Below are 13,518 nucleotides of genomic sequence, written 5' to 3' on the forward strand. Positions count from 1 at the left end.
GCGGCGATAGACGACCTCCTCCCCTGGAACTTCAAGCCATCAAGCTGAATAGCCGCGGGCCGCAGCCGCCGCTTACGCCACACCGCGCACAGGCTCCAGACCACACTCACGCCAGCCCAAGAGGCTGTGGCGGTGTCGTTGCGCAGGACCCTGCTTTTGCCGCTCGACGACCTTCTCTGCGTGGTGCGGGAGTTTCTGAACCCGAACGTCTCTCGCTCGGGGCTCGACCGCTGCCTGCGTCGGCATGGAGCGGGCAACCTGCGAGACCTGAAGCCTGCCGCGCCACGGCCCGCGCATAAGCCGTTCAAAGCCTATGAGCCGGGCTATGTGCATGTCGACGTGAAATACCTGCCGCAGATGGCGGACGAGAACCGCCGCCGGTATCTGTTCGTCGCAATCGACCGAGCCACCCGCTGGGTCTTCGTGCGCATCTATCCGGCGAAGACGGCGGCCAACGCGCGGCGCTTTCTCCGCGACCTGGAGCGCGCTGCGCCGATGCGGGTCACCCGCGTGCTTACGGACAACGGCAAGGAGTTCACAGATCGTCTGTTCGGCCGGCGCAAGCGTGCCGCTACTGGCAACCACGACTTCGACCGGCTCTGCGCCGAGCTCGGCATCGAGCGCCGTCTGGCCCCGCCCATGCACCCTCAGACCAACGGCATGGTCGAACGCTTCAATGGACGGATCGAGGACGTTCTGCAAAGCCACCACTTCCGCAGCGGCGAGGACCTCGAACAGACCATCCTGCGCTACGTCCGGCTCTACAACGGCCAGCTCCCGCAATCAGTGCTCAAGGGCCGAACGCCCATCGACGCCCTCAAGGAGTGGCAGCGCCAAAAGCCGGACCTCTTCAAAAAGAGACCGTACAATCACGCGGGATGTGACAGTTATAGAAGACAAAATCGGCATGGTGATACTGCGCAAGATCGTCGAAACGCCGATCTTTGATGGCGTCGTAGTAGTCGCGGACGGTGGCCTTGTTCGCGTCGATCATGTTCAAAACTCCAGAATCTCGTTATCCGCCGGGATTGAAAGGCGGTCTGTCGTGCTCTTGGCCTCGGCGAAGGCCTGGAGCTCGGCCCGGCTCAGCACGCAATGGTTTACGGTCTCCATGTGATTAGCGACGATCTGCGCGGTCGGGGACGCGTCATGGACGGTCTTCACGTCGGCGGTTCCCATGATGATCGAGCCAAGCCCCGGCACCTGCGCGTCGCCGGCAGCCACCACGATCACGTCAGGCTTGAACATCTCGAGATTGGTCGCGACCATCGGGTTCCAGATCGTGTCGCCGGCAAGATACAGGGTCTTTTCCCCTTCGGCGCGGAAGACGACGCCCATGACATTGCCCAGCAATTCGGCGGCATAGACATAGGCCTGCTCCGACCCGTGCTGACCGCGCGCGCGCGAAAGGTTGACGCCCTCGAAGGTGGTTTCGATCCCCAGCGGGCGGACGTCGGTGAAGCCAAGGGCCTTTATCAGTTCGGCGTCCGAATAGTCCTGCACGAAGACCGGCTTGTCGCGTGGCAGCAGCTTGATCGCGGCCTCGTCGAAGTGGTCGGGGTGCAGGTGCGTCAGGATCAGCGCGTCGAAGTCCAGGATCGTGTCCATCGGCGTGCTCAGCGCAACCCGCGGATTGCGGATCTCGCTGTTCACGGTGCCTTCGAAGCCGGGATAGGCATCTTTGTCGCCGAGATAGGGATCGACGAGGAACCGCTTGCCGGCATAGGTGACGATCAGAGTGGCGTTGCGGATCTGGTGTAGTTTCATCGACTTGTCTCCTTAGCTCAGCGTGCGAGGAAGGCGTTTGTGGCGATGACCTCGCCGTAGAAGAAGGTAAGCGCGGCCATCAGGGCGGCGTGGACCTTGTCCGCGGGGACAGTCGTGCCCTCAAATTCGAGCTCGCGCGTGGCGCAGGCATCGTGGACGGTGACGGTCTTGTAGCCGTGATCGTTCGCGGCCCGGACCGTCGCGTCGACGCACATGTGGCTCATGGCGCCGACCGCCACGACTTCTTCGATGCCCTTCCCGTCGAGCAGCGCCTTGAGGCCTGTGTCCCGAAACGCGTTGGGGAAGTTCTTGGTAACGATCGGCTCGCCCTCCACAGGCGTGACCGCCGCGTTAATCTCGACACCATCGGAGCCCGGCACGAAGACCGGGGCGCCGGGCATTTCGTGTCGGACGTTTACGATGAGGTCGCCGGCCTCCCGCCCGTGAGCGATGACGCGGGCGGCGTTGGCGGCCGCGGCGTCAATGCCTTCGAGCGGCAGTTGGCCGCCGGGCCAGTATTCGTTTTGCAGGTCGATCACGACGATGGCGCGCTTGGACATGGGTAAGCCTTTCTTGAGTTCATGTTTCTTGATCCCAATCTGGCCTGCGCCCACATTGTCCACCATTGGCACAATCGACAGAATCCGGGGCGATATCGACAAATGACCACGATCCGGTTCGGCATCCTTCACTATCCCGGCTCTCAGCTTTCGGCAGCGATGGGCCTGGCCGACCTTTTCACGATCGCGGGACGGATCGCCGAGGGCGCGGACCGCGGGGCGCCGCAGGTCGAGGTTCTGCAACTCGATCCGACCGAGCATGGCACGCCCGGGGCACGGAAAGCCCCCGAAGCCTTTCAGGTCCTGATCCTTCCGCCCTCTCTCGAGGAGCCCATCAAACCGGAAGCCGCAGCGCCGCTCGCGGGCTGGCTTCGCGAGCGCCATGCCGAGGGCGCGACGATGGCCTCCGTCTGCGGCGGGGCCTTCTTGCTGGCGGAAACCGGGCTGCTGGCCGGACGCTCGGCGACCACGCACTGGATCTACGCCGAGGCGTTCCGCGAACGGTTTCCGGATGTGACGCTCGACACCGACCGGCTGATCATCGACGGCGGCGACATCCTGTCGGCGGGCGGGCTGATGTCCTGGACCGATCTCGGGCTCAAGCTTGTCGACCGGTTTCTCGGGCCGGTCGTCATGGGACAGACCGCCCGGATGATGCTCGTCGATCCGCCGGGGCGCGAACAGCGCTATTACAGTGGCTTCGTCCCCCGCCTGACCCACGGGGACGCGGCCATTCTCAAGGCCCAGCATGTCCTGCAGGCCAACGAAGGGCGCGACGCCCGCCTGTCGACGCTGGCGAAAGAGGCCGGGCTCGAGCAGCGAACGTTCCTGCGGCGGTTCCAGAAGGCGACCGGCCTGACCACCACCGAATACGCGCAGCGCCTTCGGGTCTCGAAGGCGCAGGAGCTTCTGCAATTCGGCCGCCTGCCGGTCGAGCGCATCGCCTGGGAGATCGGCTATTCGGATGCCGGCGCCTTCCGCAAGATCTTCCTCAGGATCGTGGGCCTCACCCCGGGCGAATACCGGCGGCGGTTCCACGCGTAGCGCGACGAGGTTGCACTAACCCGGGCTGCGCGGCGCATTCACCGGTGTCGGGACAGGGCGCCCGTCGAAATGCGCGCGGAGATTGTCGTTGACCAGCGCTGCCATCGCGTCGCGGCTCTCGACCGTGCCGCTGGCGTGGTGCGGGTGCAGCACGACGTTGGGCAGGCGCGTCAACGCTGGGTCCTGGTTCGGCTCGTTGTCGAACACATCCAGTGCGGCGCCCGCGATCCGGCCCTGCGCCAGCGCGTCGATCAGCGCGGCCTCGTCCACGACGCTGCCGCGCGCGACGTTCACCAGCGTGCCTTGCGGGCCCAGCGCACGCAATACCTCTGCATCCACGAGACCGGCCGTTTCGGCCCCGCCCGGCACCGTGACGACAAGGATGTCGGCCCATTCGGCCAATTCGCGCGGCGTGGTCCGGAACGTGTAGGAGAGTCCGTCGCTCTTCGAAAGGGCCGTATACCCGATTTCCAGCCCGAAGGGTTCGGCCCGCGCGGCGACCACGCGGCCGATCCGGCCCAGCCCGAGGATGCCGAGGCGCCGGCCCCGCAGGCTCGTGTTTAACGGCAGCGATCCTTCGCGGCCCCAGGCGCCGGTGGCCACATGCGCATGCCCGCCGATCATGTTGCGCCGCGCGGCGATCACCAGCCCGATGGCCAGGTCGGCCACGTCATCGGTCAGCACGTCGAGCGTGTTGGTCACGACCACGCCGCGCTCGCTGCAGGCCTGCACATCGATCGAGTCGTACCCGACCCCCGCCGAGGCGACGATCTCGAGCTTCCGCAACCGGGCGAGCAGCGCGCGCGACAGGCCCTTGCCGCCGGTGGTGGCCACGCCGCGGATGCGCGGGCCGACCGCGTCCAAAAGCGCCTCCGGGTCGGGCGCCGCGTCCAGACGGTGCAGCGTGAACGCGTCTGCAAGAGCGTCCAGCCGGGCGGGCATCGTTGTTCCCAAGACAAGGATCTCGGGTTTCGTCATGGGCTTGGGTCTCCTGCTGTTGACGCCGCTTCTCCCCGCTCAATGACCCCGGCGCAAGATGCCCCACAGGCCGCCGGCGGCGACAAGCACGGTGCCGACCACCGTGGCACCCTCGGGAATGGTCCCGAACAGCAGAGCGGCCCAGACCACGGCGAAAACGAGATAGGAGAAATCCAGCCCCGCCACGACCGGCATCGGCCCCAACTGATAGGCACGGGCCAGCAACAGATGGATCGCTACCGAGATCGCCGCCAGGAAGACCAGAAGCGACATCACGCCGGCCTCGAGCGCGGTCCACGGCGACAGCAGGAACGGATACGCCTCCGGTCGCCCGATCGCGGCCGTGACGGTCATGCCGATCCCGCCCGCCGCGACGAAGACCACGTTCAGCGAGAAAGTCAGCGCCCAGGGGTCGACGCGGCCCAGCGGCCCGCGCGTGGCCACGGCCGCCAGGGCATAGCACAGCGCCGAGAGCAGCGGGATCAGCGCCGCCGGCGAGAACGTCTCGCCGCCCGGTCGCAGCACGATCACCACGCCGGCGAAGGCGACCGCGACGGCGCCGGCCTGCCCAGGCGTCACCCGCTCGCGCAGCAGCAGGCTGGACAAAATGACGATGAAGACAGGTCCGGTATAGTAGACCGCCGAGATGACCGGCAGGTCGAGCACCGGCATCCCGCCGTAGAAGAATACGTACATCGCGACGATCAGGCCCGAGCGGGTCAGCGTTCGGGGATGAACCGCGGCGCGCATCCCGCCCCGCCGCCAGACCGGGATCGCGAGGACCGGAAGGATCAGCAGTGAGCGCAGCGCAAAGAACTGCCAGAGCGGCAGGCCGTCGCTCATCAGCTTGATCAGGGCATCCTGGAAGGCCATGAGCCCGGTCGCCAGAACTATGGCAAGCGGCCCTCCGCCCAGGCGCCGGCGCGGGCCGGCGGGGCGCTTGGGTATAACGGCCTGGCCGGAACCGCCGCGCGCGTGGCGGCGCGCGCCAAAGGCGTCGCGCGGCGTCAGGGCAGGCTCAGGCGCGCCATCCGCCCGCCATCCACCTTGTAGACCTCGCCGGTGATGAAGCCGGCCTCGTCGGAGGCCAGGAAGGCGACGAGAGCGGCAACCTCCTCCGGCGTGCCTGTCCGGCCGATAGGATGGATGCGGCCGAGGTTGCGCCGGAACGACTGCGGGTCCGGCATCGCATCCGCCATCCCGGCGTTGAGCTCCGTGTCGATCCAGCCGGGCGCCACCGCGTTGCAGCGGACACCCTCGGCTCCGTGGTCAACCGCGATAGCGCGCGTCAGTCCGTGCAGGCCCGCCTTGGAGGCGGAATAGGCCGCATGGCCGGGGTTCGACCCGATCCCCTCGAGCGATCCGGTGTTCACGATGCTGCCCTGCGTCTTCCGCAGATGTGACAGCGCGGCGCGGATGGTCAGGAACGGCGCCGTGAGGTTGATGGCCAGCGTCCGCTGCCAATCCTCGAGGCTGGTTCGCTCGGCCAGCGACTCCTGCATCACGCCAACATTGTTGACCAGTACGTCGAGCCGACCGGCCCGCGCGATCACCTCGGCCACCACCGCGGCGGGCGCCTCGGGATCGCCGAAATCCGCCCCGATGGACTCGCGCTCGCTGTCCGCGCCGCGCTGCGCGGTGATGACCCGGGCGCCTTCATCCGCCAGGCGCCGCGCGATGGCTCGGCCGATGCCCGACCGGCCGCCAGTCACGAGAGCGACCTTGTTTTCGAAACGCGTCATGGTTTTTCCGTAAGCCAATCAGCGCGCCGGCGCAAACGGCGCAGCCGCGCCGGTAAACCGTCTCACGAATTGCCGACCGGTGGGAGGTCTTCGGCCATCACGCAGAGCATCTCGAACAGGATCAAGACGCCGAGATAAGCGGTCCCCCGCTCGGGTCGAAGGGCGGCGAGACCTCGACGAGGTCGGCCCCAGCGACGCGCACGCCCTTTAGCAGCCGTGCGACCTGCAGCGCGTCAAACGACTTCGGGCCGCCCACCTCGGGCGTGCCGGTTCCGGGCGCGAAAGCGGGATCGACGAAGTCGATGTCGTAGGTGACATATGTCGGCCGGTCGCCGACGATCTCGCGGGCCTCGGCCATCACGTCTTTGGGGCCGCGCGTGGAATTCCTCGATCTCGATCATCCGGATGCCTTCGCTCTTGGCGAACTCCCGGTCTTCCCGGTCGTAGGTCGTTCCCCGGATGCCGATCTGGACCATCCGCTTTGGGTCGAGCAGCCCCTCCTCGACCGCGCGCCGGAACGGCGTACCGTGGGTGTACAACGTGCCGCCGAAATAGCTGTGGAACAGGTCGGTGTGGCTGTCGAACTGGATCATCCCCAGCGGCCCGTCCGCCGCCAGCGCCCGCAGGATGGGCAGCGAGCACAGGTGATCGCCCCAGCGGTCAGCGGCCGTATCCCCGCCGCCTTCACCTGCGCGAAGAAATCGGTGATCCGCCGCATGCTGTCGTGCAGATCGGCCGGATTGGGCGCCACGTCGCCAAGATCGGCGCAGCGCGCGCTCGAACGGACGTACGTCGGTCGCGTCATGCTCGGCCCGGATCATCGTCGACATGTCCCGCATCTGCCGCGGCCCGTGGCGCGGACCGGGCCGGTTCGTCGGGCCGCTGTCCCACGGCGAGCCGACGAGGCCGATCTGCACATCGGCCAGCCGTGTGTCTTCGAGCGCCACATGCGGCAGCCGCATAAAGGTCGGAATACCCGCGAACCGCAGGAGATCAAAACCCGACACCGGTTGGAAACACGCATCACTCATGATCGCTCCGTTCGAAAGCCTGTCTTTACGGCCGGCCCAAACCACGTTGGTCGGCCTGCCGGCGCGCCCTGTCTACCGTATCCGGCCGGACGCGACCGTGGCCCGTTTCCTTTCGCGCGCCCGGGATCGCGACGCCAAGCCGCCGGCGCACCTAAAGCTGGCGCGTCCGACCCTGCGCCGCAACGAGCCAGGCGGAGAAAAGCCGCGCCTTGTCGGACGCGCGCGGATGAATCTTCAGGTAGAACCCGTGCGGCGACGGCACGCGCTGCGGGACCAGTTCCACGAGAGCACCGCTCTCGAGATGCGATCCGATCAGACCGTCCCATCCCAGCACCGCGCCGGCACCGTCCTGCGCGATCTGCAGCGCGATCATGTAATTATTCACCGCGATGCGCCGCCCGACGGGCGGCCCCAGGCCCAGCGCCGCGAACCAGTCGGCCCAGCCGGTCCAGGACGGGGCCTCTGCGGTGACATGCACGAGCGGCGCGCGGCGCAGCGCCTCAATGCCGTCGATCGCATGGCGCGCCGCGAAGGCGGGCGTGCCCGCGGCAAGGATCCGGTCGCGAAACAGAGAGTGATGCTCCGCGTCGTCGTCCGGTACGGGCCCGTAATGGATGCTCAGGGCCACGGGCGCTTCGGGCGCCCCGGAATCGCTGACCACCTGGGACACGTCCACCTCGGGGTGGCTCTTCCAGAAATCGGCGATCTGCGGCGTCAGCCAGAAGGCGCTCATCGCGGTCGTGGCATGGATCACCACGTCGTCGCTGTCCGAGTTGCCCTTCACGTCGGAAACGGCCTCGGAAATCCCCTCGAAGCCGCGTCGCAGCGCGACGAACAGATAGGCCCCCGTCTCGGTCAGGTCGACACCCCGGTGCTGGCGCCGGAACAGCGTGCGGCCCAGCTCCGATTCCAGCGCCCTGATCTGGTGGCTGACCGCCGCCGGAGTCACGTTCAGCTCGGCCGCCGCCTGCTTGAAACTCAGTTTCCGGGCAGCGGCCTCGAAACAGACCAGCGCGGTCATGGAGGGAAGGTCATACGGTCGGGCCATGACGTCGCGTTCGTTCAAGCGGATGTAGGAATCAGAACAGGTGAATCCAGCTCATCCAAGATGAAAATTTCTGCCGTTGTCAGAAAGCGTACGCGTCATTCAAGCATCAGGTCAATTCATCTTGATCGCACCGGGAGCGCAACCGATGACGCAGCCGTTGACCGACCTCCTTGCCCGCCGCAGTACCGGTTTCTCGCTCGAGCGACAGTTCTACACCGAACCTGCGGTCTTTGCTGCGGACCTCGACCACATCTTTTATTGCGACTGGCTGTTCGCGGCACCCGCCTGCCAGCTGACGAAGACCGGATCCTACCTGCGGCTGCGGATCGGCGCCTACAACGTCATCGTGGTGAAGGGCGCGGATGGCGCGATCCGGGCTTTCCACAATTCGTGCCGGCACCGCGGATCGACCCTGTGCCAGGCGACCGAGGGCCAGGTGGCCAAGCTCGTCTGCCCCTATCACCAGTGGACCTACGAACTTGACGGCCGGTTTCTCTGGGCACGCGACATGGGGCCGGATTTCGACCTATCGCAATACAGCCTGCGGCCGGTCCATCTGCGCGAACTCTGCGGCCTGATCTACATCTGCCTGGCCGAGGACGCGCCCGATTTCGATCCCTTCGCCGCGCTCGCGCGACCCTATCTGGAGGTGCACGACCTGCACCGGGCCAAGGTCGCGCATACGACCACGATCGTGGAAAACGCGAACTGGAAGCTCGTGTGGGAGAACAACCGCGAATGCTATCACTGCGGCGGCACGCACCCGTCGCTGTGCCGGTCCTTCCCGCTCGACCCCGAGATCGCGGGCGTGTCAGCGGACGGGGGCATCTCGCCCCGGCTTCAGGCGCATTTCGACGCCTGCGAGGCCGCCGGCGCCCCAGCCCGGTTCCGCATGGAGGGCGACGGCCAGTACCGCCTTGCCCGAATGCCCCTGCAGGAGGGCGCGCTGAGCTACACGATGGACGGCAAGCCGGCCGTGCGGCGCCCGCTGGGCCGCGTGGCCAAGCCCGACGCGGGATCGCTGCTTAAGTTCCACTACCCGTCGACCTGGAATCACTTCCTCCCGGATCACGCGCTGACCTTCCGCGTCACCCCGATCGGCCCGCAGGAGACCGAGGTGACGACGACCTGGCTGGTCGACCGCGACGCGGTTGAGGGCGTGGACTATGATCTCAAGCGGCTCACCGAGGTCTGGATCGCCACCAACGACGAAGACCGGCAGATCGTCGAGATGAACCAGGGCGGCGTGAACTCACCGGCCTACCGGCCCGGCCCTTACAGCGGCGAGCAGGAATCAGGCGTCGAACAGTTCGTCGACTGGTACGTCCGGACGATGCAGCGCCAGCTTGGCCCCCGCGCCGTCGCGGCGGAGTAGACCCATGACCGCGCACGCCCCCACCCTCGCCTTCTGGACCGATGCCGAGCCGCTGGAATGCGTGTCGACCCTGCCCGAGGCGCCGAACGTCGTCACCTTCACCTTCCAGGCGCCGTCGGGGGCGCTGTTCTGCTACAAGCCGGGCCAGTTCATCACGCTCGAGCTGCCGGTGCCGGGCGGGCCGCTGCACCGGACCTACACCATCTCGTCTTCCCCCTCGCGCCCGAGCTCCCTGACGATCACCGTCAAGGCGCAGGAGGGCTCGCTCGGAACGCGCTGGATGCTCGACAATCTGCGCCCGGGCATGCGGCTTCGCGCCACCGGACCGGGCGGGGCGTTCTCGTACCTGAACGTCGCGGCAGAGAAATACCTCTTCATCTCGGCCGGATCGGGCATCACGCCGATGATGTCGATGGCGACCCACATGTACGACGCGGGCCGCGATCCGGACATCGCCTTCATCAACTGCGCCCGCCGCCCGTCCGAGATCATCTTCCGCGAACGGCTGGAACACATGGCCTCGCGCATAACCGGGATCGAGCTCGCCTGGGTCGTCGAAGACAGCGACCGGTACCATCCGTGGACGGGATATCGCGGCTTCCTCAACCAGCTCATCCTGGGCCTCGCCGCGCCGGACTACCTCGAGCGCGAAGTGTTCTGCTGCGGGCCCGAGCCCTTCATGCAGGCGGTGCGCGAGGCGCTGTCGGGCCTCGGCTACGACATGGAGCGCTACCACCAGGAGAGCTTTCACGCGCCGCTGCCAGACACGGGCGACGTGCCCGAGGGCGTCACGCTCGACGATGCCGCGCGCGCCGAGATCGCGTTTGCCGCCTCGGGCGTCACCACCGAATGCGCCGAGACCGAAACCCTGCTTGCGGCAGCCCGCAATGCGGGCATCGTCATCCCCTCGGGCTGCACCTTCGGGGTCTGCGGCACCTGCAAGGTCAGGAAGACGGCCGGACAGGTCCACATGGTCCACAACGGCGGCATTACCGACGAGGACATCGCCGCGGGCTACGTGCTGGCCTGCTGTTCCAACCCGATCGGGCGTGTCACGCTCGACGTCTGAGACAGGGAGAGACCGATGAAGAACGACCCGCTTCTCCAGCCCTATCGGCTCAAGCACCTGACGCTGAAGAACCGGCTGATGATCACCGCGCACGAACCCGCCTACCCCGAAGATGGCATGCCCAAGGCGCGCTACCGAGCCTACCACGCGGAACGGGCGCGCGCCGGGGTTGCGCTGACGATGACCGCCGGTTCGGCCAGCGTGTCCCGCGACAGCCCGCCGGTGTTCAACAACATCCTCGCCTGGAAGGACGAGGTCGTGGACTGGATGCGCGAGCTCACCAACGAATGCCACGATCACGGCTGCGCAGTGATGATCCAGTTGACCCATCTCGGCCGCCGCACGCGCTGGGACAAAGGCGACTGGCTGCCCGTCATCTCGGCCGGGCACGAACGCGAACCTTCGCACCGCGCCTTTCCCAAGTTGGCCGAGGACTGGGATATAGACCGGCTCATCGCCGATTACGCCTCGGCCGCGCAGCGGATGCAGGCGGCCGGGCTCGACGGGATCGAGATCCAGGCCTACGGCCACCTGATGGACCAGTTCTGGTCGCCGCTGACCAACGCGCTCGACGGGCCGTATGGCGGCAACCTCGACAACCGGCTGCGCTTTACCTTCGAAGTGCTGCAGGCGATCCGCGACGCCTGCGGACCGGATTTCATCGTGGGCGTGCGCTATACCGGCGACGAGGATATGCCGGGCGGGCTGACGAAGCAGGACGGGATCGAGATCTCGCGCCGGCTGAAGGACAGCGGGCTGGTCGATTTCCTCAACGTCGTGAAGGGCCATATCGACACAGATGCCGGGCTTACCGACTTGATCCCGGTGCAGGGCATGGCCTCGGCCCCGCATCTCGACTTCGCCGGCGACATCCGTGCGGCCACGCAGTTTCCAACGTTCCACGCCGCCAAGATTCAGGACGTCGCCACGGCGCGACACGCCATCGCCTCGGGCAAGCTCGACATGGTGGGCATGACCCGCGCGCACATGGCCGACCCGCACATCGTGGCCAAGATCCTGCGCGGCGAAGAGGAGCGCATCCGCCCATGCGTGGGCGCGAATTACTGCCTCGACCGGATCTATCAGGGCGGCATGGCGCTATGCCTGCACAACCCGTCGACGGGCCGCGAACTGGAACAGCCGCACGAGATCGCGCGCGCTCCCGCGCCGCGCAAGGTCGTCGTCATCGGCGCCGGTCCCGCCGGGCTCGAGGCGGCGCGCGTCGCCGCCGCGCGCGGCCACGCGGTTGTCGTGCACGAGGCCGCGAACGACCCCGGCGGCCAAGTGCGCCTGACCGCGCAGACCGAACGACGGCGCGAGATGATGCAGCTGATCGACTGGCGGGTCGCGGAATGCGAGCGCTACGGCGTGACCTTCCGCTTCAACAGCTTCGCCGACGAGGCCGACGTGCTGGCCGAGCCCCCCGATGCCGTGATCGTCGCCACGGGGGGCCTGCCCCACACCGAGGTGCTGGCGGAAGGCGACGACCTCGTGGTGTCGGCATGGGACATCCTGTCGGGCGACGTGGCGCCGGGCCAGTCCGTGCTGATCTACGACGACGCCGGCGATTACGCCGGGCTCCAAGCGGCCGAGAAAATCGCCGCCACCGGCGCCCGGGTCGAAATCGTCACGCGCGACCGCACCATCGTGCCCGAGGTGATGGCCATGTCGCTGACGCCCTCGTTGCGCATCCTGCAGACGCTCGAAGTGACCTTCACGCCCATTTGGCGGCTCGACGCTGTGCGGCGCGACGGCAACCACCTGCTTGCCACGCTCGGCAGCGATTACGGCGCCATGACCCGCGAACGGCGGGTCGACCAGATCGTAGTGAACCACGCGACGCGCCCGCTGGACGATCTCTATTTCGACCTGCGCCCGGATTCGTCCAACCTAGGCGAGGTCGACTACGAGGCAATGGTCGCCGGGCAGCCGCAAGAGATCGCGCGCAACGCCGAGGGACGCTATCAACTGTTCAGGATCGGAGACGCGGTAGCGGCGCGCAACACGCACGCCGCGATATACGACGCGCTGCGGCTGGCGCGTACACTCTGAACGCAAAAAACGCCGGCCATGGGCCGGCGTTTCGCTGTTCGTCAGGATTGACCGGGATTACTGGGCCGCGGCGCGCGCCTCGTCCAGCCAGGCGTTCCAGCGATCCTGGTGCGCCGCGATCCACGCATCCGCGTGGCGTTCGATATCGGCCTCGGAATCCTCGCCATCGCGCATCAGAAGGTTTTGTGCGCTGATGTCGTTGGCCGAAAGCTCCATGATCTCGAACAGCGTGGCGGCGGCGGGGTTCGCCTCGGCGAAGTCGCGGTTCGCGATGATGCGCTGGTTGTTGGCCTGGAAGCCGTAATTCGTGCCTTCTGGCAGCGCGGTGTCGACGTCCGACCGCTCTCCGGGAAGCGACGAGAACGGCACTTCGCGCCAGACCACGTCTTCACCCGGGACCAGGACGCCCGACACCCAATAGGGCGTCCAGGTGTAGTACAGGACGGATTCACCGTTCTCGTAACGGGTGATCGTATCGGCGATGATCGCCGAATAGGAGCCTTGGTTGTGCGTGACGGTATCGCGCAGTTCGAATGCGTCGAGCTGGTGCTCGATCGCGAGCATGCTGATTTCTCTTCACAAGCAGGCGACGACCACGCCGAAGATCAGGGCAGCAATCCAGGCAAGCTCGGAGCCGGCATGGATGGTGGCGGAACGCTACGGCATCTCCGAGCAGACGGTCTGGAAGTGGCGGAAGCGAGATAGTGTCCATGATCGGAGCCACACCGCGCACAGGCTCCAGACCACACTCACGCCAGCCCAAGAGGCTGTGGCGGTGTCGTTGCGCAGGACCCTGCTGTCAATCGGCATCGAATTCTGACCCCCTATCGGCGTCCAATTTTGCCCCCCCGG

11 protein-coding genes and 3 pseudogenes are annotated in these 13,518 nt (G+C 66.9%); 6 read left to right on the forward strand and 8 right to left on the reverse strand.

Annotation, left to right across the window (positions count from 1 at the left end; genetic code table 11):
- Window positions 1-78: 78 nt before the first annotated feature.
- A pseudogene (locus tag ACFDTC_RS14890) lies at window positions 79-885 on the forward strand (DDE-type integrase/transposase/recombinase); the annotation flags it as partial.
- A 111-nt stretch (window positions 886-996) separates the two neighbouring features.
- Here the strand turns inward: ACFDTC_RS14890 and ACFDTC_RS14895 are convergent.
- The gene (locus ACFDTC_RS14895; protein WP_375259676.1) at window positions 997-1,767 is read right to left on the reverse strand and encodes an MBL fold metallo-hydrolase; all 771 of its coding nucleotides are present in this window, start codon (window positions 1,765-1,767) and stop codon (window positions 997-999) included.
- A 17-nt stretch (window positions 1,768-1,784) separates the two neighbouring features.
- Window positions 1,785-2,327: a cysteine hydrolase family protein gene (locus tag ACFDTC_RS14900; protein ID WP_375259677.1), complete on the reverse strand. Its 543-nt coding sequence runs from the start codon at window positions 2,325-2,327 to the stop codon at window positions 1,785-1,787.
- Window positions 2,328-2,348: 21 nt separating this feature from the next.
- Between ACFDTC_RS14900 and ACFDTC_RS14905 the strand changes: the two genes are divergently transcribed.
- Window positions 2,349-3,371 (forward strand): GlxA family transcriptional regulator, encoded by a 1,023-nt coding sequence (locus tag ACFDTC_RS14905; protein WP_375259678.1) that lies wholly within the window; start codon window positions 2,349-2,351, stop codon window positions 3,369-3,371.
- Window positions 3,372-3,386: 15 nt separating this feature from the next.
- Here the strand turns inward: ACFDTC_RS14905 and ACFDTC_RS14910 are convergent, their stop codons facing one another.
- From ACFDTC_RS14910 to ACFDTC_RS14930, 5 genes and pseudogenes are all read right to left on the reverse strand, one after another.
- Window positions 3,387-4,349 carry a 2-hydroxyacid dehydrogenase gene (locus ACFDTC_RS14910; protein ID WP_375259679.1) on the reverse strand — a complete coding sequence of 321 codons (963 nt, stop codon included), beginning with the start codon at window positions 4,347-4,349 and terminating at the stop codon, window positions 3,387-3,389.
- A gap of 39 nt (window positions 4,350-4,388) precedes the next feature.
- A complete protein-coding gene (locus ACFDTC_RS14915) occupies window positions 4,389-5,360 on the reverse strand; it encodes a DMT family transporter (RefSeq protein ID WP_375259686.1) in 972 nt (323 codons plus the stop codon).
- On the reverse strand, window positions 5,357-6,091 hold the full coding sequence (locus ACFDTC_RS14920; RefSeq protein WP_375259680.1) for an SDR family NAD(P)-dependent oxidoreductase: 735 nt from the start codon (window positions 6,089-6,091) through the stop codon (window positions 5,357-5,359). The genes ACFDTC_RS14915 and ACFDTC_RS14920 overlap by 4 nt, the downstream gene beginning before the upstream one ends.
- 62 nt (window positions 6,092-6,153) lie before the next feature.
- Window positions 6,154-7,122 (reverse strand): annotated as a pseudogene (locus ACFDTC_RS14925) (agmatinase).
- 151 nt (window positions 7,123-7,273) lie between these two features.
- Entirely contained in the window at window positions 7,274-8,143 is an 870-nt protein-coding gene (locus tag ACFDTC_RS14930; RefSeq protein ID WP_375259681.1) for a LysR substrate-binding domain-containing protein, read from the reverse strand.
- A gap of 172 nt (window positions 8,144-8,315) precedes the next feature.
- Here ACFDTC_RS14930 and ACFDTC_RS14935 point away from each other — a divergent pair, with 172 nt between their 5' ends.
- The 3 genes from ACFDTC_RS14935 to ACFDTC_RS14945 are packed head-to-tail and all read left to right on the forward strand — an operon-like array spanning window position 8,316 to window position 12,666.
- Window positions 8,316-9,545, forward strand: a complete 1,230-nt coding sequence (locus ACFDTC_RS14935; RefSeq protein ID WP_375259682.1) for an SRPBCC family protein — start codon at window positions 8,316-8,318, stop codon at window positions 9,543-9,545.
- A gap of 4 nt (window positions 9,546-9,549) precedes the next feature.
- Window positions 9,550-10,614, forward strand: a complete 1,065-nt coding sequence (locus ACFDTC_RS14940) for a 2Fe-2S iron-sulfur cluster-binding protein (protein WP_375259683.1) — start codon at window positions 9,550-9,552, stop codon at window positions 10,612-10,614.
- Between the two features lie 15 nt (window positions 10,615-10,629).
- Window positions 10,630-12,666: an NAD(P)-binding protein gene (locus tag ACFDTC_RS14945; protein ID WP_375259684.1), complete on the forward strand. Its 2,037-nt coding sequence runs from the start codon at window positions 10,630-10,632 to the stop codon at window positions 12,664-12,666.
- A gap of 57 nt (window positions 12,667-12,723) precedes the next feature.
- Here the strand turns inward: ACFDTC_RS14945 and proX are convergent, their stop codons facing one another.
- Window positions 12,724-13,230, reverse strand: a complete 507-nt coding sequence (gene proX / locus ACFDTC_RS14950; RefSeq protein WP_375259685.1) for a glycine betaine/L-proline ABC transporter substrate-binding protein ProX — start codon at window positions 13,228-13,230, stop codon at window positions 12,724-12,726.
- Between proX and ACFDTC_RS14955 the strand changes: the two are divergent.
- Window positions 13,229-13,465: pseudogene (locus ACFDTC_RS14955) on the forward strand (IS481 family transposase); the annotation flags it as partial. The gene proX and the pseudogene ACFDTC_RS14955 sit on opposite strands and share 2 nt — an antisense overlap.
- Window positions 13,466-13,518: the final 53 nt, after the last annotated feature.

Origin of the sequence: Citreimonas sp., assembly GCF_042096055.1 — a bacterium.
Classification (GTDB): Bacteria; Pseudomonadota; Alphaproteobacteria; order Rhodobacterales; family Rhodobacteraceae; genus Citreimonas.